At 59.6% G+C, this 21,122-nt stretch carries 17 protein-coding genes; 11 read left to right on the plus strand and 6 right to left on the minus strand.

Annotation, left to right across the window (positions count from 1 at the left end):
- Window positions 1-12: 12 nt before the first annotated feature.
- From hisG to hisS, 3 genes are read right to left on the minus strand one after another with little or no spacing between them, the layout of a single operon-like run.
- Complete coding sequence (hisG, locus tag ACXAH3_RS12610) at window positions 13-711, minus strand: ATP phosphoribosyltransferase (RefSeq protein WP_474862445.1); 699 nt, start codon at window positions 709-711, stop codon at window positions 13-15.
- The gene (locus ACXAH3_RS12615) at window positions 708-1,805 is read right to left on the minus strand and encodes an ATP phosphoribosyltransferase regulatory subunit (RefSeq protein ID WP_474862446.1); all 1,098 of its coding nucleotides are present in this window, start codon (window positions 1,803-1,805) and stop codon (window positions 708-710) included. The genes hisG and ACXAH3_RS12615 overlap by 4 nt, the downstream gene beginning before the upstream one ends.
- Entirely contained in the window at window positions 1,798-3,363 is a 1,566-nt protein-coding gene (hisS, locus tag ACXAH3_RS12620; protein WP_474862447.1) for a histidine--tRNA ligase, read from the minus strand. Before hisS ends, ACXAH3_RS12615 begins: the two co-directional genes overlap by 8 nt.
- A gap of 143 nt (window positions 3,364-3,506) precedes the next feature.
- Between hisS and ACXAH3_RS12625 the strand changes: the two genes are divergently transcribed.
- On the plus strand, window positions 3,507-3,716 hold the full coding sequence (locus ACXAH3_RS12625) for a SlyX family protein (RefSeq protein WP_474862774.1): 210 nt from the start codon (window positions 3,507-3,509) through the stop codon (window positions 3,714-3,716).
- Window positions 3,717-3,893: 177 nt separating this feature from the next.
- Here ACXAH3_RS12625 and dnaE read toward each other — a convergent pair whose 3' ends face one another.
- Both dnaE and ACXAH3_RS12635 read right to left on the minus strand, forming a co-directional pair.
- Complete coding sequence (gene dnaE / locus ACXAH3_RS12630) at window positions 3,894-7,409, minus strand: DNA polymerase III subunit alpha (protein ID WP_474862448.1); 3,516 nt, start codon at window positions 7,407-7,409, stop codon at window positions 3,894-3,896.
- Window positions 7,410-7,454: 45 nt separating this feature from the next.
- Entirely contained in the window at window positions 7,455-7,814 is a 360-nt protein-coding gene (locus ACXAH3_RS12635; protein WP_474862449.1) for a VOC family protein, read from the minus strand.
- A gap of 213 nt (window positions 7,815-8,027) precedes the next feature.
- On the opposite strand from ACXAH3_RS12635, the gene xdhA reads away from it, so the two are divergent.
- From xdhA to ACXAH3_RS12685, 10 genes are all read left to right on the plus strand, one after another.
- Entirely contained in the window at window positions 8,028-9,389 is a 1,362-nt protein-coding gene (xdhA, locus tag ACXAH3_RS12640; RefSeq protein ID WP_474862450.1) for a xanthine dehydrogenase small subunit, read from the plus strand.
- Complete coding sequence (xdhB, locus tag ACXAH3_RS12645; RefSeq protein WP_474862451.1) at window positions 9,386-11,662, plus strand: xanthine dehydrogenase molybdopterin binding subunit; 2,277 nt, start codon at window positions 9,386-9,388, stop codon at window positions 11,660-11,662. Before xdhA ends, xdhB begins: the two co-directional genes overlap by 4 nt.
- Entirely contained in the window at window positions 11,652-12,626 is a 975-nt protein-coding gene (xdhC, locus tag ACXAH3_RS12650) for a xanthine dehydrogenase accessory protein XdhC (RefSeq protein ID WP_474862452.1), read from the plus strand. Before xdhB ends, xdhC begins: the two co-directional genes overlap by 11 nt.
- Entirely contained in the window at window positions 12,613-14,133 is a 1,521-nt protein-coding gene (locus ACXAH3_RS12655) for an ABC transporter ATP-binding protein (protein ID WP_474862775.1), read from the plus strand. Before xdhC ends, ACXAH3_RS12655 begins: the two co-directional genes overlap by 14 nt.
- Window positions 14,130-15,215 (plus strand): ABC transporter permease, encoded by a 1,086-nt coding sequence (locus ACXAH3_RS12660; RefSeq protein WP_474862453.1) that lies wholly within the window; start codon window positions 14,130-14,132, stop codon window positions 15,213-15,215. Before ACXAH3_RS12655 ends, ACXAH3_RS12660 begins: the two co-directional genes overlap by 4 nt.
- 14 nt (window positions 15,216-15,229) lie before the next feature.
- On the plus strand, window positions 15,230-16,153 hold the full coding sequence (locus tag ACXAH3_RS12665) for an ABC transporter permease (protein WP_474862454.1): 924 nt from the start codon (window positions 15,230-15,232) through the stop codon (window positions 16,151-16,153).
- A 9-nt stretch (window positions 16,154-16,162) separates the two neighbouring features.
- A complete protein-coding gene (locus ACXAH3_RS12670) occupies window positions 16,163-16,942 on the plus strand; it encodes an ion transporter (RefSeq protein WP_474862455.1) in 780 nt (259 codons plus the stop codon).
- A 1-nt stretch (window position 16,943) separates the two neighbouring features.
- On the plus strand, window positions 16,944-18,029 hold the full coding sequence (locus ACXAH3_RS12675) for a BMP family ABC transporter substrate-binding protein (RefSeq protein ID WP_474862456.1): 1,086 nt from the start codon (window positions 16,944-16,946) through the stop codon (window positions 18,027-18,029).
- An 80-nt stretch (window positions 18,030-18,109) separates the two neighbouring features.
- Entirely contained in the window at window positions 18,110-19,045 is a 936-nt protein-coding gene (locus tag ACXAH3_RS12680; RefSeq protein ID WP_474862457.1) for an aldo/keto reductase, read from the plus strand.
- Window positions 19,038-20,105, plus strand: coding sequence for an NAD(P)/FAD-dependent oxidoreductase (locus tag ACXAH3_RS12685; RefSeq protein WP_474862458.1), 1,068 nt, complete (start codon window positions 19,038-19,040; stop codon window positions 20,103-20,105). Before ACXAH3_RS12680 ends, ACXAH3_RS12685 begins: the two co-directional genes overlap by 8 nt.
- An 81-nt stretch (window positions 20,106-20,186) precedes the next feature.
- Here ACXAH3_RS12685 and ACXAH3_RS12690 read toward each other — a convergent pair whose 3' ends face one another.
- Complete coding sequence (locus ACXAH3_RS12690; protein ID WP_474862459.1) at window positions 20,187-21,110, minus strand: histone deacetylase family protein; 924 nt, start codon at window positions 21,108-21,110, stop codon at window positions 20,187-20,189.
- Window positions 21,111-21,122 lie beyond the last annotated feature (12 nt).

Genomic DNA, 21,122 nt, shown 5'->3' on the forward strand with positions numbered 1-21,122 from the left:
AACCGAAACGCTTTAGTCTTTCAAACCCATCTTGCCGGTCAGGGCGGCAAGCGTTGCGCGCGTTTCCTCGTTCCAGTCCGCATTGCGCGACTTGAACAGGGTGGCTTGCGACTTGTGCACGGGTTTTCCGGCCAGAATTTTCAGGTGGTTCGCGCGCAAGGTTTCACCGGTCGAGGTGATGTCGGCCACGGCCTCGGCAGTTTCGTTCTTGACTGTGCCTTCGGTCGCGCCTTGGCTGTCGACCAGCTGATAGTCAGCAACCCCGTGATCGCGCAGGTGATCGCGGATCAGGCGGTGGAACTTGGTGGCAATCCGCAGGCGGAACCCGTGCCGCGCGCGGAAAGCGGCGGCGGCGGCGTCCAGATCATCCAGAGTGTTCACATCGACCCAGCATTTCGGGACCGCGATGATCAGGTCCGCGTGGCCAAAACCCATCAGGGCAAGCTCGGACACTTTATCTTGCCAGCTTCCCAGTTTTTCACGCACCAGATCCGATCCGGTGACGCCCAGGTGAATGCGCCCTGCGGCCAGTTCGCGGGGGATTTCACCTGCAGACAGCAAAACCAATTCGATCCCGTCAATGCCGTTGACCGAGGCCGCATATTCCCGGTCCGACCCGGTGCGGGTCAGTTCGACACCACGTGCGCCGAACCAGTCAAAGGTCTTTTCCATCAAGCGGCCCTTCGAAGGCACTCCAAGCTTCAGGGTCATGCTACGCCCCCTGCGGTCAGTTCCAAAACGATCTCGGGGCGGATGACTCCGCCGACGGCGGGGATTTCGTGACCCTTTGCGCGGCCCAGCACGCGGGTCAAAGCGTCATAGCGTCCGCCAGTGGCCACCGGGGGTAAATCGGGGCGCGTTTCGGCGTAGAAGCCAAAAACAAACCCGTCATAGTACTCCATCGAGGTGCGGCCATAGCTGCCTTCGAAATCCAACTTGGTGACGTCGACGCCACGCTTGTAAAGCGCTTCGGCCCGCGCTTCCAACCGGTCCACGGCGTCCGCGATCGCAGGCATATCAACCGCAATGTCGCGCAGATGTTCCAGAACATTCACAGTGGTTTCGCCCAGGGCCAGAAGATCGTCCAGAAGCTCGACCTCTTGCGCGGAAATCGGTGCGGCGGCGGCGTCCTCGCGCAAACCTGCGATGCGGTCAGCGATTTCAGCGGCCGAGCGCAACCCGATTTGAGGCCCGGCATCCTGCATAGGGTCATCTTTCGCCAACAGCGCCTCGCGGCCTTCCGGCAGCGGCGCTCGTCCGGCGAACCGATCCAAGAGCGCGCGGAAACGGCGGGGACGCCAGATATGGCGCAGAAGCGCTGCCTTGCGACGGTCGGTGGTTTTCAGCCCCCGCACAGCGGCCAGAAGCAAGCCCATATCGCCGGTGGCGGCACGCAGGGACAGGGGGGCAAGCGCGTCGCGGATCAGCGCGAAGACTTCGGCGTCAGCCTCGATGGGCGCGTCGCGGTCAAAGACCTCGTACCCGACCTGAAAGTTCTCGGCAGCGCGGTGGGCGGCTTCTTCTTGAGCACGGAAAACTTCGCCCATATAGGTGTAACGGGCAGGTTCGGCACCGTTTTCCATATGCATTTGAACGACAGGAACCGTGAAGTCGGGACGCAACATCGCTTCGCCCCGGTTCGGGTCTTGGGTCATGAAGGCGCGGCCGCGGATGTCTTCGCCATAGAGATCCAGAAGCGTTCCAGCGGGTTGCAAGATATCGGCCTCGACGGCAGTCGCGCCCTTGACTTCGAAGAACTCCATCAGACGGGCGGCTTCGGCCCGGATCTGTGCCTTATCAATCATCGGAACCCTCAATGATCTCGCGCACGCGGGCGACCATATCGGCGCGATCGCATTCGAACTGGCTGGGGCGTTCTTTCCATTCCTCAAGCGTAGCGCTTTCGGCGATTTTCGCGCCCAGCACCAGATCCTTGATTTGGACCTTGTCCGCGTCGAATTCGTCCGAGCCTGCAATTACGGCGACGGGCGAATTGCGCCTGTCGGCGTATTTCAACTGGTTGCCGAAATTCTTGGGGTTGCCCAAAAAGACCTCGGCCCGGATGCCTGCGTTGCGCAGGTCGGACACCATTGACTGGTAATCCGCCAGCCGCGACTTATCCATGACGGTGACGACGACGGGACCAACGGCCTTGCCACCCATCCGGCCCTTTGCACGCAGCGCTGCCAGCAAGCGGTCAACGCCGATGGAAACACCGGTGGCCGGAACAGCCTGCCCGGTGAAACGTTTAACCAGATCGTCATAGCGACCACCGCCAGCAACAGACCCGAATTGGCGTGGACGGCCCTTTTCGTCTTGGATTTCAAAGGTCAGCTCGGCCTCGAACACAGGGCCGGTGTAGTAGCCAAGGCCGCGCACGACCGAGGGGTCAACTACAATCTGCTCGGAAGTATACCCCTGCGCCTCAAGGAGACTGACAATCTCCTCTAGCTCATCAACACCTTCCATACCTGTCTCGGAGTAATCTATAATGCTCCGAAGGTTTGCGATTGTTTCCTTGTTTGAATTCCCACGCGAAAGCATGAACTCAACGATTCTACTTGCATCACGTTCAGAAAGCCCGACACCGTCAATGTATGCTCCTGACTGATCTAAACGCCCTCGGGTCAGTAGCTCCATCACACCGCTCGCGCCGACTTTGTCAAACTTATCAATTGTTCTTAGAACAGCATCCCGACTGACAAATTCCCATTTGTTCATTTCGGTTTTCATTGCTTCCTTAAAGTTCCGGGGCAATGCTTCGGTGTCATCGTTGTGGACGAGTACACCTTCAAGAATGCCATCCAAAACCTTGCGGTTATTGACCCGCACCAGATAGTCGCCGCGCGGAATGCCAACGGTTTCCAGCGTGTCAGCCAGCATGGCGCAAATCTCGGCATCTGCGGCCATGGACGCTGTGCCTACGGTGTCCGCATCGCATTGATAAAACTGGCGAAAACGTCCCGGGCCGGGTTTTTCATTGCGCCAGACCGGACCCATCGCATAGCGGCGATAGGGGGTCGGCAGATCGTTGCGATGCTGCGCATAGACACGAGCCAAAGGCGCGGTCAGGTCATAGCGGAGCGCCATCCAGTCGCCGCCGTTTTCCTTCGTGGCCTTCTCGTCAAACTCTTGCCACGCGAAGACACCTTCGTTGGGGCGATCCACGTCGGGCAGGAACTTGCCCAGCGCCTCGACCGTCTCAACAGCCGAGCTTTCCAGCGCATCAAAGCCATAGCGATGATACACCGCCGCAATTTGGTCGAGCATATGTTTACGCTCGTCCACTTCCGCTCCGAAATAGTCGCGAAATCCCTTGGGCGTGATTGCCTTGGGGCGGGGCTGTTTTTTCTGCTTGGCCATGTCTGGTCCCGGTTCACATTGGTGTCGCGGGCGGTCTAGCGGATGGGGGCGGTGGGGGCAAGGAAAGCCTGTGTTTCTTCACGATTTACCGCTGGGTGCAAAAACCGCTGGGCGATTGGTCCACGGCGCGGTATCACGCGGCCATGACCCAAGATCGCATCACCCAATTGGAAGAAACCGTCGCGCACCTGTCGCTGACAGTCGACGAGTTGAACGAGGTTGTTACAAAGCAAGACGCAGAGCTGGCGCGCCTGTCGCATCTTGTGCGCATCCTGACCGAGCGGGAAGCCGAGCGGGAACAGGGGAATTCCGGCGGGGTAATTTTGGGGGACGAGCGGCCGCCGCATTACTGATGCTCCCGCCCGCATCCCGCGTTTGGCGATGCGGGTTTCGGTTGAAGTTGGCCTCGCTTCGCTCGGCAGATTTGAGGCCTCCGGCGGCGGTATTTTCGACAAGAAAATGAGCAAACTTCTTATTTTCTTGTGCCAAATACCTTGGGGTGAGAGCCGCAGGCTCGAGGGGCAAAGCCCCTAAACCTCTTCCACATCAATCACGTCATTCAACGATTTCAGCGCGCCTTTGACCTGCGGGTTCAACGGGAAAGACTGCCCCAATGTCATTTCGACTTCACCGGGCAGGCTGGGATCCATCAGGCAGACCGAGACTTCGCCCGGACGGGCGTTGCGGGCTTTTTCAGCTGCATTTTGAAGGACGGACGCGACCTGCGGCAAAGCTGTGGCGCTTTCCAGATAAAGCTTCAGCGCCATGCCGCCCACATCCGACACCACATTGTCGATGGGCGAGATTGACCGGGCGAGGAGTTTTAGCTGGTCGGCCTCCATCGTCGCCTCGACCGTAACGACCACATTAGAGCCGGTGTCCAGATAATCGCGACATTTTTCCAGAACGTCCGAGAAAATCGTGACCTCGTACTGCCCGGTCGGGTCGGTCAACTGGGCGAAGGCAAACCGGTTGCCGCGGGCGGATTTGCGTTCTTGCCGCCCAGCGACAGTGCCGGCGATCTTGGCAACGGACGCCCCGCGCTCGGCTTTCTTTTCAAGCTCGGCCAGCGACATAACCTGCTTGCGTTTCAGCGCAGCCATGTAATCGTCCAGCGGGTGGCCGGACAGGTAGAAACCAATGGCCTTCTGCTCTTCCGCCAGCCGTTCGCTGGGCAGCCAGTCACCAACAGGGGATAGACGTGGTTCAGGCAGGTCGTCGCCTGCTTCGCCGAACAAAGACACTTGGTTCGAGGCGCGTTGCTCAAAGATTGCCGCAGAATAACTGACCAGACCGTCGAGGCTGTCGAAAATACGGCGGCGGTTTTTATCCAGTTGATCAAAGGCACCGGCGCGGGCCAGCATCTCCATCGGGCGCTTGCCAACGCGTTTCAGATCCACGCGGCGGGCGAAGTCAAAGAGCGTGGCAAAGGGCTTGTCGACCCCATCCACTTTGCGGCCCTCGACCACCAGCTTCATCGCTTCAATCCCGACGTTTTTCAGCGCGCCCAGACCGTAGACAACTTTGCCATCCTTCACGCTGAAAGTCTCAAGCGAGCGATTCACGCAAGGCGGTACGATCTCGATATCCATGCCGCGACGCACTTCGTTCGCATAAACAGACAACTTATCGGTCAGGTGGATATCGCAGTTCATCACGCCGGCCATGAACTCGACCGGGTGGTTCGCTTTCAGCCATGCGGTTTGATAGCTGACGACCGCATAGGCAGCGGCGTGGGATTTGTTGAAACCGTAGTTGGCGAACTTCTCAAGCAGGTCGAAAACTTCAGACGCTTTCTTGGCAGGTACACCGTTTTCGGCAGCACCTTTTTCGAACTTCGGACGCTCGGCGTCCATCGCTTCTTTGATCTTCTTACCCATCGCGCGGCGCAACAGGTCGGCGCCGCCAAGCGAATAGCCCGCCATGACCTGCGCGATCTGCATAACCTGCTCCTGATAAACGATAATGCCTTGAGTTTCCTCAAGAATATGGTCGATCAGCGGGTGAACAGATTCGATTTCTTTAAGGCCGTTTTTGACCTCGCAATAGGTGGGAATGTTCTCCATCGGGCCGGGACGGTACAGCGCTACCAGCGCCACGATATCCTCGATACAGGTGGGTTTCATACGCCGCAGCGCATCCATCATACCGGTACTTTCCACCTGGAACACGGCGACCGTTTTCGCGGCGGCGTAGAGTTTATACGTCGGCTCGTCATCCAGTGGGATGGCGTTGATTTCATTCACAGCGCCTTCGGGTGGGTCATAGAGTTGATCACCATTCGGCGCTGTATGGATGTCACGCCCCTGCCCCCGGATCAGATCCACGGCGTTCTGAATAACCGTCAGGGTTTTCAGCCCCAAGAAGTCGAACTTCACCAGCCCGGCTTGTTCGACCCATTTCATGTTGAACTGGGTCGCCGGCATGTCCGATCGCGGATCCTGATAGAGCGGCACCAGCGCGTCCAGCGGGCGATCCCCGATCACAACCCCCGCGGCGTGGGTCGAGGCATTCCGCAACAGGCCTTCGATCTGCTGGCCATAAGTCAAAAGGCGGTCGACAACCTCTTCCGCGCGGGCCTCTTCCCGCAGACGAGGTTCGTCTTTCAGGGCTTTCTCGATCGAGACGGGCTTTACGCCCTCGACCGGGATCATCTTGGACAGGCGATCCACCTGCCCGTAGGGCATTTGCAACACGCGCCCCACGTCACGCACGGCGGCTTTCGACAGAAGCGCACCGAAGGTGATGATCTGCCCGACTTTGTCGCGGCCGTATTTTTCCTGAACGTAGCGAATGACTTCCTCGCGCCGGTCCATGCAGAAGTCGATGTCGAAGTCCGGCATCGAGACACGTTCAGGGTTCAAGAAGCGTTCGAACAGCAGCGAATAGCGCAGGGGGTCAAGGTCGGTGATGGTCAGCGCATAGGCCACCAGACTGCCCGCCCCCGAGCCCCGACCCGGCCCTACAGGAATGCCCTGATCCTTGCCCCACTTGATAAAGTCAGCAACGATCAGAAAATAGCCGGGAAAGCCCATGCCTTCGATGATGTCGAGTTCGAAATCGAGGCGTTTTTGATATTCCTCGACGCTGACCGCATGTGGGATCACGGCCAGCCGGGCCTGAAGGCCCTCGTTCGCCTGACGGCGTAGCTCGACCACCTCGTCATCGGCAAATTTCGGCAAAATTGGATCGCGGCGATAGGCCATGAAGGCGCAGCGCTTGGAAATTTCCACCGTGTTTTCAATCGCCTCTGGCAGATCCGCGAACAGCGCGATCATTTCCTCGGGCGTTTTGAAATAATGCTGCGGGGTCAGACGGCGGCGGCCATCCTGCTGGTCCACATAGGCGCCTTCCTTGATGCAGATCAGCGCATCATGGGCCTCGTAAAGTTTTTGGGCCGGGAAATAGACGTCATTGGTCGCAACCAGCGGAATGCCCATCGCATAGGCTATTTCGACAAAGCCGTGCTCGGTCAGTCTTTCTGGTTCGGTGGGCTGTCCGCCCTCGCCCGGATGGCGTTGCAATTCGACATACAGGCGGTCCTTGAAAGCCGTCTGTAAACGGCGCATCAGGGCCTCGGCCTTGTCGTGCTGGCCGTTTTGCAAAAACTTGCCCACCGGTCCTTCCGCGCCGCCAGTCAGGCAAATCACACCCTCGGCATTGGCCTCCAGATCCTCGAGTGTGACCTGCGGCAACGCTCCGTGCTTATCCACGTACAGACAGGTGTTAAGGCGCATCAGACCCTCGTAGCCTTCCTCGGTCTGAGCCAACAAAACAACAGCAGCGGGAGCTTTCGGGGCCTCGCCCGGCGCGGAGGGATCAAAGCAGACGTCGACCTGACAACCGATAATCGGCTGCACCCCTTCGTCAGCCGCAGTCACGGAAAACTCCAACGCTGCGAACATGTTGTTGCTGTCCGTCACGGCGACAGCTGGCATGTCATGGGCTGCGCACAAACCGGGCAATTTCTTGACCGGAACCGCGCCTTCCAAAAGCGAATACTGCGTATGGGTGCGGAGGTGAATGAATCGGGGTTGGCTGCTCATTTCGGCAGGTTAGACCAGCGACCGATCAGACGGAAGAGAGCCGCGCTAAATCTGCGTCAGAAATTCGATCCGATTGCCGAACGGGTCGTCCGTATAGAACCTTTTGAACCCGGGCAAGGCATCGTCCCAGCGAACAGGATGGCCCGCGTCCTGAAGCCTTCGAGCAAGCTGGTCGATCTTAGGGCAGGTCAGCGCGGGATGAGCTTTGCGCGCCGGCTGAAATGGGGATTCGACACCTAGGTGGATTCTGATGTCGCCTTGCCTGAACCAAATGCCGCCCCGACTGGCCAAGGGCTCGGGTTTGGGGTCTTCTGCCAGCTCAAGAAGCCCACCATAGAAGGCGCGGGCCTTCTGCTCTTGCCCTTTGGGAATTGAAATCTGAACGTGGTGGAGAGATGTCAGCATATTGAATCCTCACAACTAATTCCGATACTATAGCATTGTATACATTTGAATACAAATCCATGGCATATTGCGCTCAACAACCCAAGACTTGACCCGCCCCCCATTTCCCGGCTTTGCTGTAAGACACAAAAACATACCCCCGCACGTTTTCTACGCCGCATCGAGGACGCGAAATTCGGGGCCACCAACAGGGTAAGGCGGCAGGACGATCCAATGAATATCACCTTTCTTCTGAACGGAGAGAGCGTGGCCCTGCGCGATGTTGATCCCACGCAATCCACGCTGAACTGGCTGCGCGATACACGCGGGCTGACGGGCACGAAAGAAGGCTGCAATGAAGGAGATTGCGGGGCGTGTACGGTCATGCTGCGTGATGCGGATGGGGCGCGGGCAGTGAACGCTTGCATCCTGTTTTTGGGGCAGTTGGACGGGAAATCTGTCACCACGGTCGAGGCATTGTCGGATGGCAACACTCTGCATCCGGTGCAAGAAGCACTGGTCGCGGAACACGGTTCACAATGCGGGTTTTGTACGCCCGGGATTGCTGTGTCTTTGGCCACGGCACAACTGAACGGAGACCAAGCGCATGACGACGTGCTGGCTGGGAACCTGTGCCGGTGCACGGGTTACGCGCCGATTGTGCGGGCGGCGGAACGCGCCTTTGTCGAACCGGTGCCCAAGGCGATTGCAGCCGCTCCCGATCTTCCGAAAACCGATGGGGACGTGATGCGCCCGCGCGTTGCCGACGGATTGGCGCAAGCGCTGATGGAGCATCCCCATGCAACACTGGTGGCCGGGGCGACGGATGTGGGGCTGTGGTCGACGAAATCCTTGCGCGACATCCGCCCGGCGATTTTTCTGAACGGCGTCGAGGATCTGAAACAAGTCCAAAATAGAGGCTCGCATCTCCATATCGGCGCGGGCGTCAGCATTGAGGCGCTGCGCCTTCTAATGTTGGACCACTACCCGCATTTCGCCGAGATGCTACGCCGGTTCGCCTCGCTTCAGGTGCGTAATGTGGCAACGATAGGCGGGAACATCGCCAACGGATCGCCCATTGGGGACGGGCCGCCGCCGCTGATCGCGCTGGACGCTGTGCTGCATTTGAGGCGGGGCGATGTGCGGCGGCAGATCACGCTCGAAGACTTCTTCATCGACTATGGCAAGCAGGACCGGCAGCCGGGCGAGTTTGTCGAGGCAATATCCATCCCGCGCTGGGCAGGCAATCTGCGAGTCTATAAACTGTCGAAACGGTTTGATCAGGATATTTCAGCCGTGCTGGGTGCGTTCAATATCGCGGTCGAGGACGACAAAGTTTTGACGGCTCGCATCGCATTTGGCGGCATGGCTGGCACGCCCAAACGGGCCAAACATGTTGAGGCGGCTTTGATTGGGCAAGCATGGAGCCTGCCGACCATCAAAGCCGCCCTACCCGCTTTCGCGAAAGACTTCACCCCCATGACGGATATGCGCGCCTCGGCGGCGTATCGGTTGAGAACGGCGCAAAACATGTTACTGCGATTCTGGCATGAGGATCAGGGCGCTGCGACATCCGTGCTCGAGGTGTCATCATGAGTGCTGGTCCCCCCCTTCCCCATGACGCCGCCCATCTGCACGTGACTGGGGCCGCGCGATACGTAGATGACATTCCAATGCCCGCGAATTGTCTGCATCTGGCGTTTGGGCTTAGCGACGTGGCGCGAGGTGTGATCACACAAGCGGATCTGTCGAAAGTGCGCGAAGCGGATGGTGTTGTTGCCGTTTTGACCGCCGCCGATTTACCGTTTGAAAACGATGTATCCCCGTCGATCCACGACGAACCTTTACTTGCACAGGGCGAGGTCTTCTATCACGGCCAACCGATCTTTCTGGTTGTCGCCACCAGCCATCTGGCCGCGCGCAAAGCCGCACGTCTTGGCCAGATCACCATCGACCCGCGCCCGGCGATCCTGACGATTGATGACGCTTTGGCCGCAAACAGCCGATTCGAGGACGGCCCCGTTGTGTGGTCGCGCGGCGACGCGAGTGCAGCGATGGACGACGCCCCCCACATTGTCGAAGGCCACTTCGAAATGGGCGGGCAAGAGCATTTCTATCTGGAAGGCCAAGCCGCGCTGGCCGTGCCGCAGGAAAATGGCGACATGCTGATCAACAGCTCGACCCAGCACCCGACGGAAATCCAGCACAAGGTGGCCCACGCGATTGGCGTGCCGATGCACGCTGTGCGGGTTGAAACACGCCGGATGGGCGGTGGCTTTGGCGGTAAGGAAAGCCAAGGCAATGCGCTGGCGGTGGCTTGCGCGATTGCCGCGCGCCAGACCGGACGGCCTTGCAAGATGCGATATGACCGCGATGACGATATGGTCATCACCGGAAAGCGGCACGACTTCCGTATCAGCTATCGCGCGGGTGTGGACGACGAGGGGCGGTTGATCGCGCTGGACGTCACGCAGCTGACGCGTTGTGGTTGGGCGCAGGATCTGTCGCTGCCCGTGGCGGATCGAGCGATGCTGCACGCGGACAACGCCTATTTCCTGCCGGATGTGCGGATCGAAAGCCACCGGCTGAAAACCCACACAGCCTCGGCCACCGCGTTTCGCGGGTTTGGCGGGCCGCAAGGCGTGTTCGGGATCGAGCGGATCATAGATCATATCGCACGGGAGCGCGGGCTGGATCCGATGGATTTGCGACGCGTCAATTACTATCGCGACGGGCAGACGACCCACTATGGGCAGGAAATCCGCGGGTTCCATATTCCAGCCATGACCGAGGCGTTGTTGGATAGCGCCGAGTACGCTCGGCGTCGCGACGAAGTGGTAGCGTTCAACGCAGAAAACCCGTTGCTGAAGAAGGGCCTGGCATTCTCTCCGGTAAAGTTCGGGATCAGCTTCACGCTGACCCATCTGAACCAAGCAGGCGCGCTGGTACATGTGTATCAGGACGGCTCGATCCAGATGAACCACGGCGGAACCGAGATGGGGCAAGGTCTGTTCCAGAAGGTCGCGCAAGTGGCCGCGCGCAGTTTTGGCGTGCCGCTGGATGCCGTGAAGATCACCGCGACCGATACCGGGAAAGTGCCCAACACATCGGCCACGGCGGCGTCGTCGGGATCTGATCTGAACGGGATGGCAGTGCAGTCCGCCTGCCTGACCATACGTGAGCGAATGGCCAAACATATGGCCCAGATTTGGCAATGTACCCCCGCCGAAATCGCCTTTGCCGATGGGCAGGTGCATGGCCCGGCGCAAAGTGCCTCGTTCCAAGAGGCCGCGAAATCCGCATACGAGGCGCGGGTCAGCCTGTCGGCAACGGGCTTCTATAAGACACCCGAAATCACGTGGGATCGGGTGCGCGGGCGCGGGCGACCCTTCTTTTACTTCGCCCATGGCGTTGCGCTAACCGAAGTGGTGATCGACACGCTGACCGGGGAAAACCGTGTGCTGCGGGCTGACATTTTGCATGATGCGGGGACCAGCCTGAACCCGGCGCTGGACATTGGGCAGGTCGAAGGCGGCTATGTACAGGGCGTCGGCTGGCTAACGACAGAAGAGCTAGTTTGGGACGACAAAGGCGTTCTGCGTACTCATGCGCCATCGACCTATAAAATCCCGGCCTGCTCAGACCGGCCGCGCGTGTTTAATGTCGACCTGTGGGATCAACCGAACGAGGAAGGGACGATTTTCCGATCCAAGGCAGTGGGCGAGCCGCCCTTTATGCTGGGGATTTCGGCATGGCTGGCGCTGGCAGATGCTGTGGCGGCCTGTGGCGATGGCTTCCACGACATGAACGCACCCGCAACAGCGGAAGAAGTTCTGACTGCCGTGGAAAGGGTGCGCGATGGCGATTAATCTGCGCGAACTGACCCGCGAGATCGCCGCACACGGCCCGGTGGCCCGCGTCGTCGTGGCCGAGACCGCGGGTTCGACCCCGCGCGAGGTCGGCACAGCGATGCTGGTCTGGGCGGACGGACAATCCGGCACAATAGGCGGCGGGGAACTGGAATTCCGTGCCGCGCGAGAAGCACGCGCGCAGCTTGAACGTGGGCTACCCGTCACAACCGTTCGCCTGCCGCTTGGGCCTGCGCTCGGCCAATGCTGCGGCGGGGCTGTAACGCTTGTGACGGAAATCTACGCGGCCGATGATGTCGAGCGTCTGGCGGTTAGCCCGATCCATGCCCGAAGCCTAACGGATGATACCGACCAGCCGCTCGCAGTAAGTCGCGCGCTGGCTTCCGCGCGCAACCAAGGCGTTCTCCCCGAGCCTGCTTTGATGCAAGGCTGGATGATCGAGCCCATCACACGCTCCCAAAACCCGGTTTGGATCTATGGCGCGGGCCATGTCGGGCGTGCGTTGGTGCGGACGCTGGCCCCTCTGCCTGATCTGGAGATTACATGGATCGACGTAGACCTGACACGCTTCCCGGACGACTTGCCCGAGGGCGTCACATGCCTGCCCGCCCCGGACCCGTCCAAGGCCGTCGCGCTGGCCCCCACCAATGCCCACCACCTTGTGCTGACCTATAGCCACGTGATGGATCTTGAGCTTTGCCATGCGATTCTATCTCACGACTTTGCCAGCGCAGGAGTGATCGGCTCTGCCACCAAATGGGCTCGTTTCGCAAAGCGACTGACCGCTTTGGGGCATAGCCGCACGGAAATTGATCAAATCAACTGCCCAATTGGTGATCCGACCTTGGGAAAACACCCGCAGGCCATTGCTCTGGGGGTTGCGACCGCGCTAGTTAAGAGCGTCGCACATAACAATAAACTCGACAGGGGAGTGTTCAGTGACAGGGGACATGCGCCAAGGTGATGCGCTGATGACGCTGGAGGGGCTGACCAAGGTCTATCCGGGTGTCGTCGCCAATGATCATGTTTCATTTTCGCTGTTGCCCGGCGAGGTGCACGCGCTGCTTGGTGAAAACGGCGCGGGGAAATCCACGCTTGTCAAAATGATCTATGGGTTGGTCAAACCGGATGCGGGTCAGATGACCTTAAACGGCGAGACCTTTACTCCGCTGAACCCCGCTGCCGCGCGCGCTGCCGGCGTTGCAATGGTCTTCCAGCATTTTAGTCTGTTTGACGCACTGTCGGTGGCCGAAAACATCGCCCTTGGCATGGACAACCCGCCGCGCCCGCGCGAGCTGGCCAGCCGTATCCGCGAGGTCAGCCACGCCTATGGACTGCCCTTGGACCCCGATCGTACCGTCGGCGATCTGTCCGCAGGTGAACGTCAACGGGTCGAGATTATTCGCTGCCTGCTTCAGAACCCCAAGCTGTTGATCATGGATGAACCGACCAGCGTTCTGACTCCGCAAGAAGTTGAAATCCTTTTTGAAACGCTGCGGAAACTGACGTCCGAGGGGACCTCGATCCTGTACATCTCGCACAAGCTGGAAGAAATCCGCGCTCTGTGTGAGCACGCGACGATCCTGCGTCACGGCGTGGTGGTCGACACCTGCGATCCGCGCGAAAAATCGGCGCGCGAGCTGGCCGAGCTGATGGTCGGCGACACGCTGCACGTGCCCACACGCGATCCAGCAGAGCCGGGCGCGGTGGCCTTGTCACTGTCCGGTGTCTCGATGTCATCACCCAGCGAATTTGGCACCGCATTGCGTAATATCTCGCTTGAGGTGCGCAAGGGCGAAGTGTTGGGTATTGGCGGTGTGGCTGGCAACGGACAAGACGAATTGTTGGCGGTACTTTCCGGCGAGGCACGGGCCGGTGAGGGCACGATCAACTTAGCCGGGGACGAGATCAGCACCCTCTCGCCCGGCGCACGGCGCGCGCGTGGTTTGCTGACCGCGCCCGAGGAACGTCTGGGCCATTCCGCAGCTCCCGAGATGAGCCTGACCGAGAACGCGCTTCTGACCGGATCCGTGCGCGAAAAGCTGGTGGATCGCGGGTTTCTACGCTGGAACAAGACCGAGAAATTCGCCCGCCGTATCATCGAGGCTTTCGACGTGCGCACCCCCGGTCCGGAAAACGCGGCGGGGTCTCTGTCAGGCGGTAATTTGCAGAAATTTGTTATTGGCCGCGAGGTGTTGCAAGACCCCGACGTGCTGGTGGTGAACCAGCCCACTTGGGGCGTGGACGCGGCGGCTGCGGCCTCGATCCGGCAGTCTTTGCTGGATCTGGCGCAGAAGGGCGCGGCGGTGATCGTGATCTCTCAGGATCTGGACGAGTTGATGGAGATCTCGGACCGGTTCACCGCGTTGAACGAAGGCCGCTTAGCCCGTCCGGTACCCATGCAAGGGCTGAGCGTCGAGGAAATCGGCCTGATGATGGGTGGCGCAGAAGGTGACGAGGTGGCCGCATGATCCGTTTGGAAAAACGTCCGCAGCCATCCCAGTTCTGGGCCGCTGTCACGCCGATTTTAGCGGTAATCGCCACGATGATCGCAGGCGGCATTCTGTTCTGGATGCTGGGCAAAGCGCCGCTTGAGGCCATTCGCACGATTTTTTGGGACCCGCTGTTTCACGAGACATTCGGGCCGTATTCGCGCCCGCAATTATTGGTGAAGGCCGGCCCCCTGATCCTGATCGCCATCGGCCTTTCACTGGGTTTTCGCGCGGGCATCTGGAACATCGGGGCCGAGGGTCAGTATATCATGGGCGCCATCTGTGGCGCGGCAGTGGGCCTTGCCTTCTACCCCTCTGAAAACGTACTGATTTTCCCGGCTATGGTTCTGGCAGGCGCGATTGGCGGCTGGGCGTGGGCGATGATCCCCGGCGTGTTAAAGGTAAAGTTCGGCACCAACGAAATTCTGGTTAGCCTGATGCTGGTCTACGTGGCGGAAAACATCCTTGCCTCGGTCAGTCAGGGGCTTTTGAAGAACCCCGACGGGATGGGCTTTCCCGGTTCGCGCAACTTCCGTGATTTCCCGGCGGCCTATAACTCCGATCTGATCGAGGGCACAGGCATGCATTGGGGTGTGGCGGCGGCCTTCATCGCAGTCATCTTCGCCTATATCCTGCTGACCCGTCATATGCTGGGCTTTCAGGTCCGCCTGACAGGAGAAGCCCCACGCGCGGCACGTTTCGCGGGCGTGAACCCGACGCGGCTGATCCTGTTCTGCCTTGGCACCTCGGGTGCGTTGGCAGGGCTTGCCGGGCTGTTCGAGGTCTCGGGCCCATCCGGCCAGATCTCGATCGACTTCAACGCGGGCTATGGCTTCACCGCGATCATCGTGGCCTTCCTTGGGCGTTTGCACCCCATCGGCATTCTGCTGGCTGGGCTGTTGATGGCGCTGACCTATATTGGCGGAGAACTGGCGCAGCTGATGCTGGGCTTGCCCGGTGCCGCGATCCAGATGTTCCAAGGGATGCTGATGTTCTTCTTATTGGCGATGGATGTGCTGTCACATTACCGCATTCGTTGGAAATCACCGGTGGCTGGGTAAGAAAGGGCGATAAGATGGACTTAGGACAGATCAACCCGCTTCTTCTTTTGGCCTCGCTCATGGTGGCTGCGACCCCAATCCTGCTGGCCGCAATCGGCGAAGCTGTGGTCGAAAAATCCGGCGTGCTGAACTTGGGCGTCGAAGGGATGATGATCACCGGCGCGGTCGTTGGCTTCGCCATTGGAGTGAACACCGGAACTCCTGCGATTGGCTTCGTTGCGGCGGCCTGCGCGGGCGCAGCACTTTCGATGCTTTTCGGCGTTTTGGTCCTGTATTTGAAGTCGAACCAAGTGGCGACGGGTCTGGGTTTGACGCTTTTTGGCTTGGGTCTGTCTGCCCTGATCGGCAAGCCTTACGAGGGCATCAAAGCGCCCACCATGGCAAAGTGGGAGATCCCGCTGCTGTCCGACATTCCCGTGTTGGGGCCAATCCTGTTTCGACACGACCCGATGGTCTATGTCAGCCTGATCATCGTGGCGCTGACTTGGTATGTACTGGCGCGCACCCGTGCAGGCCTGATCCTGCGCGGCGTCGGTGAAAACCACAACGCCGCCCACGCACTGGGGTACAAAGTTATCCGCGTGCGCCTGGTGGCGATTGCCTTCGGGGGAGCCTGCGCCGGGCTGGGCGGGGCCTATATCAGCCTTGTCCGCGTCCCCCAATGGGTCGAAGGCATGACGGCTGGCGCGGGCTGGATCGCGTTGGCCATCGTGGTCTTCGCCAGCTGGCGTCCGTGGCGTGTTCTGCTGGGCGCTTATCTTTTCGGCGGGATCTCGGTTTTGCAACTGAACCTTCAGGCTGCAGGCGTTGCCATCCCGGTCGAAATTCTGGCGATGAGTCCCTATCTGATCACCATTCTGGTGCTTGTCGTCATCTCGCCTCGTGGCAATCACGGAGCACCCGGATCGCTGGGGCGCGAATTCCATGCAACCCATTAAGGCAGCCAGATGACCAAAGCTGACATTCAGGACATTCTTGACGGGCACAAGCCGCATGGCGGTGTGAATGTTGCGCGTGTCATGGATGGGATGATCCTGATGTCGGCGATTACCATCGCGCTGGAAACCATGCCCGAACTGCCGGAAACCCTGCGCAGTCATTTATTCAAATTCGAGGTCCTATTGCTGGTGGTCTTCGCGGCCGAGTATGTGCTGCGACTTGTGACCTCGCCGCGCCCAATGCGCTATGCATTCAGTTTCTGGGGGCTTGTCGACCTCCTATCCGTCGCGCCCGCAATCGCATTGTTGACGCCACAATGGCAGGTCGTGCGCACCTTCCGCCTGCTGCGGCTTGTCCGACTGCTGAAATTGTTCCGGGGCAGCCACGCGATGGAGCGTCTGGTCATCGCCTTCCGCCAAGTGCGCGGAGAACTGGCAATCTTTGGCATTATCGCCGCCCTTATGCTGTATGTTTCCGCGGTCGGAATTTATATTTTCGAACATGAAGCACAGCCCGAGGTCTTTTCCTCTATCCCCAAAAGCCTGTGGTGGGCCGTCGCCAGTTTCACAACGGTTGGATATGGCGATATGTTCCCGATCACACCCGGGGGGCGGATTTTTACCACCGTGGTTCTGTTCATTGGGCTGGGCGTCATCGCCGTGCCCTCTGCCGTCATAACCACCGCGCTTTTGGAAAGCGAAACCAACATCCAGCGACGTCTGCGCAAAGCCCGCGAAGAAGCCGCTGATGCAACCGATAACTCTGCTCAAAACACCAAGGGAGACTAACATGCGTGTATTGAAATCACTTCTGGCAACGGCCGCTTTGGCAACCGGTCTGGCTGGGGCCGCTGTGGCCGAAGACCCAACCAAGGTTGGCTTTATCTATGTGGGCCCTGTCGGTGACGGCGGCTGGACTTATGAACATGATCAAGGCCGCAAAGCCGTGGAAGAAGCCTTCGGAGATAAGGTTGAAACCGTATATGTGGAAAGCGTATCGGAAGCGAACGCAGAAGGCCCGATCACTCAGATGGCCCTGTCCGGTGTTGACCTGATCTTCACCACCTCTTTCGGCTTCATGGACGCCACCGTTGCCGTGGCCGAGAAGTTCCCGGATGTGAAGTTCGAGCATGCCACAGGGTACAAACAAGCGGACAACGTGTCGGTGTATTCGGCCCGTTTCTATGAAGGCCGCGCCGTTCAGGGGCACATCGCAGGCAAGATGACCAAGTCGAACATCATTGGCTATATCGCGTCCTTCCCGATCCCCGAAGTTATCCGCGGCATCAACTCGGCCTATATCCACGCCAAGAAAGTGAACCCAGACATTCAATTCAAAATCATCTGGGCCTACACGTGGTTTGATCCGGCCAAAGAAGCTGATGCAGCCAAAGCTCTGATCGAGCAAGGCGCAGACGTGATCCTGCAGCACACCGATTCGACCGCTCCGCAAGCAGCCGCCAAAGAAGCTGGAAACGTTGTTACCTTTGGCCAAGCTTCGGACATGAGCGAATATGGACCCTTCCCGCGCGTCTCGTCGATCATCGACAACTGGGCACCTTACTATGTGGCCCGCACACAGGCCGTAATGGATGGCACTTGGGAAAGCGTATCGACCTGGGACGGCATTGGCGCTGGCATGGTCGGCATTGGCGACATCACCGACGCGGTTCCTGCTGACGTGAAAGCCGAAGCAGAAGCGCTGCGTGACGCACTTGCATCGGGTGAATACCACGCCTTCACTGGCCCGCTGAACAAGCAAGACGGCTCGGTCTGGCTGGCCGAGGGCGAAACCGCTGCCGACTATGGCGACAACGGCCTTGCCAGCATGAACTTCTATGTTGAAGGCATCGACAGCGAGATCCCGTCGAACTGATCGGCCCTAATCTGGATCTTTCGGACCTCGCCTTCGGGCGGGGTCTTTTTCTTTTCAAATAGGCGTGGCAGTGTCGCCCCATGTCCGATTTGATTTCCCTTGATGGCACCCCCGCCCTCCGCTTTGCCTTTGGCACCATGCAGTTTGGCGGCACGGCGGATGAAGCCGCGTCACGCGCCCTGTTTGACGCCTGTATTGATGCGGGCATCACGCATTTCGATACGGCGCACCTGTATACCGGAGGTGCGTCAGAAAAGATCTTGGGGCGGCTGATCGCGCCCCACCGCGCGCGACTGATCATTGCAACCAAAATCGGGTATGATGCGCCGGATTCTGTCGCGGCGCTGAGGTCGCAGTTCGAAACCTCTCGGCGTCGGCTGGGATTGGATGCGGTTGATATTCTCTATCTGCATCGCTTCAACCCGAACCTCGCGATGGAAGCGCAGATCGCGTTGCTGGCCGAGCTTCAGGCCGCCGGGCAGGCACGATATTTGGCGCTGTCCAACTTCGCCGCGTGGCAGGTGATGAAGGCGCTGGCGATTGCGCAGGGGCTGGGCACGCGGATTGACGTGATCCAGCCGATGTACAGCCTTGTGAAACGTCAAGCCGAGGTCGAACTGCTGCCCATGTGCGCGTCTGAAGACATTTTGGCCGCGACCTATTCCCCCTTGGGCGGCGGGCTTTTGACCGGGAAATATGCGGACGGAGGCACCGGGCGGTTGTCGGAAGACGACCGTTATGCCGCGCGCTATGGGTTGGATTGGATGCATGACGCGGCCAAAGCATTGCCTCAGATTGCGGGCGAATTGGGCGTCCATCCGGCCACTTTGGCGGTGGCTTGGGCAGGTAGCCACCCAGCCCGGCCTGCGCCCATTCTGTCGGCACGCGCGCTGGAACAATTGCGGCCGTCTTTGGATGCATTGTCTTTCCAGATGACTACCGAATTGCGCGCACGCATATCCGCGCTGACCCCTACCCCCGCCCCTGCAACAGACCGGATTGAAGAACATGGATGACTTTCTGATCATTGGCGGCGGCGTCGCCGGTACCTCGGCAGGCGCATGTCTGTCCAAGCTGGGCCGGGTGCGGCTTTTGGAGGCTGAAGATGCGCTGGCCTATCACGCTTCCGGCCGGTCGGCAGCACTGTTCGAGGAAAGCTATGGCACAGATGCGGTGGTCGCGTTGAATCACGCCTCGCGCAGCTATCACGAAGCGGAGGGGTACCTGTCGCCACGCGGGTTGATGGTGGTCGGGGCCAAGGGGCAAGACACGCAACTGGCCAGTGATCTGACCAAGATGAAGCTGGACGAGATCAGCGTGGACGAAGCGCACGCGCTTATGCCCATCCTGAACTCTGATGCGCTCTGTGGTGCGGGCTATCACGCAGATGCGTGGGACATCGACACGGATCGGCTGGTGCAGGGATACGCGCGCGAACTGCGTAAGAACGGAGAAGTCGTTACAGGCGCGAAGGTTACAGCCATCACACGACTGAGCAATGGCTGGCAGGTGGAAACGCCAAAAGGGGTGTTCACGGGGCGCAAACTGGTGAACGCCGCGGGCGCTTGGGTGGACGAGGTCGCCGCGATGGCGGGTGTGGCCCCCATAGGCATCCGTCCTCTACGACGATCCATGGCGCGCATCCCAGCGCCGGGTGGGCTGGATGTTTCCAGCTGGCCAATGGTCTTGAACGCGGGCGAAACGTGGTACTGCAAACCCGACGCGGGCGCGTTAATCGTGTCGCCAGCGGATGCGGAACTGACCACGCCCCAAGACGCGTGGGCCGATGACATGGTGCTGGCCGAGGGGTTGGCGCGGTATGAAGAAATGGTCACCGAATCTGTAACCCGCATGATCTCGAACTGGGCGGGGCTGCGCAGTTTTACGCCGGATGGAAACCTTGCGATTGGGCCAGCAGCGGATGAACCAAGCTTCGTCTGGTTTGCCGGGCAAGGTGGCTATGGAATGCAATCCAGCCCGGCGGCATCGCGATTGCTGGCAGATATTGTGGGGGGCATGGCGTCAGAACTGGATGCCAAGACCGTGACCAGCTTAATCGCCACCCGCTTTGCTTAGCCGTTCACCTCGCCAATCTACCGCATTTTCTTACCAGAAATGTCCTGGGGTGAGAGCCGTAGGCTCGAGGGGCAAAGCCCCTTATCCCAACAACACGTCTAAGTGCTTCACCACCGAGCGCGCCAGCACGTCGGGTTCATAGCCACCTTCCAGCATCGACACAATACGCCCCTCGGCAAACTCATCCGCCACAGATTTCAGCTCACGCGTGACCCACTCGTAATCCGCATCCGTCAGCTGCACGCTGGACATGTCGTCCGCCACATGGGCGTCGAAGCCGGCCGAAATAAAGACGAATTCCGGTTTGAAATCACGCAGGTGAGGGATCCAGTGGCCCGACACGGCCTCGCGAAACTCGGTGCTACCTGCCCCTGCCGACAGCGGAATATCAACCAGATTGTCGGTCTCTTTCTCGTGGCCAGTGAATGGATAGAACGGGTGCTGGAAGCTGGAGCAGAACAGCACGCGAGGCTCCCTTTTGAAGATCTCTTCCGTGCCATTGCCGTGGTGGACATCGAAGTCAATGATCGCCACCCGTTCCAAACCATGCGCCTCGAGCGCATGCGCTGCCGCGACGGCGATATTGTTAAACAGGCAAAACCCCATCGCCTTGTCGCTTTCGGCGTGGTGGCCGGGCGGGCGGACCATACAGAAAACCGGGTTGGCTTCTTTGGACATAACCAGATCGACACCCATGCAGCCCGACCCAGCCGAGCGTTCGGCAGCTTTTAAGGTTCCGGGGCTCATCACCGTGTCGCCGTCCACCTCGACGCTCTCCATTCCCTGCCCGGGCGCCAACGCATAGACGCGATCCAAATAATCGCTGTCATGCACGCGCTCGAGCTGCTCGCGACTGACAAGCGGGGCATCGTGATGACGCACTACATAATCCATGCCCGACATGATCAATTGGTTGTTGATCGCATCCAGCCGAGCCTTGCTTTCCGGGTGCAACGGGCCTGCGTCGTGTTCGCGGCATTCGTTGTGCGAAATGATGGATAGCATTTGGTCTCCTCC

It is taken from the genome of Aliiroseovarius sp. ABM4_368 (assembly GCF_056161205.1).

Coding starts and splice junctions, on each gene's coding strand:
- ACXAH3_RS12670 (WP_474862455.1), top strand. CDS start 16,163: ATGACCAAAGCTGACATTCAGGACATTCTTGACGGGCACAAGCCGCAT.
- dnaE (WP_474862448.1), bottom strand. CDS start 7,409: ATGAGCAGCCAACCCCGATTCATTCACCTCCGCACCCATACGCAGTAT.
- hisG (WP_474862445.1), bottom strand. CDS start 711: ATGACCCTGAAGCTTGGAGTGCCTTCGAAGGGCCGCTTGATGGAAAAG.
- xdhB (WP_474862451.1), top strand. CDS start 9,386: ATGAGTGCTGGTCCCCCCCTTCCCCATGACGCCGCCCATCTGCACGTG.
- ACXAH3_RS12635 (WP_474862449.1), bottom strand. CDS start 7,814: ATGCTGACATCTCTCCACCACGTTCAGATTTCAATTCCCAAAGGGCAA.
- xdhC (WP_474862452.1), top strand. CDS start 11,652: ATGGCGATTAATCTGCGCGAACTGACCCGCGAGATCGCCGCACACGGC.
- ACXAH3_RS12655 (WP_474862775.1), top strand. CDS start 12,613: ATGCGCCAAGGTGATGCGCTGATGACGCTGGAGGGGCTGACCAAGGTC.
- hisS (WP_474862447.1), bottom strand. CDS start 3,363: ATGGCCAAGCAGAAAAAACAGCCCCGCCCCAAGGCAATCACGCCCAAG.
- ACXAH3_RS12660 (WP_474862453.1), top strand. CDS start 14,130: ATGATCCGTTTGGAAAAACGTCCGCAGCCATCCCAGTTCTGGGCCGCT.
- ACXAH3_RS12690 (WP_474862459.1), bottom strand. CDS start 21,110: ATGCTATCCATCATTTCGCACAACGAATGCCGCGAACACGACGCAGGC.
- ACXAH3_RS12615 (WP_474862446.1), bottom strand. CDS start 1,805: ATGATTGATAAGGCACAGATCCGGGCCGAAGCCGCCCGTCTGATGGAG.
- ACXAH3_RS12665 (WP_474862454.1), top strand. CDS start 15,230: ATGGACTTAGGACAGATCAACCCGCTTCTTCTTTTGGCCTCGCTCATG.
- xdhA (WP_474862450.1), top strand. CDS start 8,028: ATGAATATCACCTTTCTTCTGAACGGAGAGAGCGTGGCCCTGCGCGAT.
- ACXAH3_RS12685 (WP_474862458.1), top strand. CDS start 19,038: ATGGATGACTTTCTGATCATTGGCGGCGGCGTCGCCGGTACCTCGGCA.
- ACXAH3_RS12680 (WP_474862457.1), top strand. CDS start 18,110: ATGTCCGATTTGATTTCCCTTGATGGCACCCCCGCCCTCCGCTTTGCC.
- ACXAH3_RS12675 (WP_474862456.1), top strand. CDS start 16,944: ATGCGTGTATTGAAATCACTTCTGGCAACGGCCGCTTTGGCAACCGGT.
- ACXAH3_RS12625 (WP_474862774.1), top strand. CDS start 3,507: ATGACCCAAGATCGCATCACCCAATTGGAAGAAACCGTCGCGCACCTG.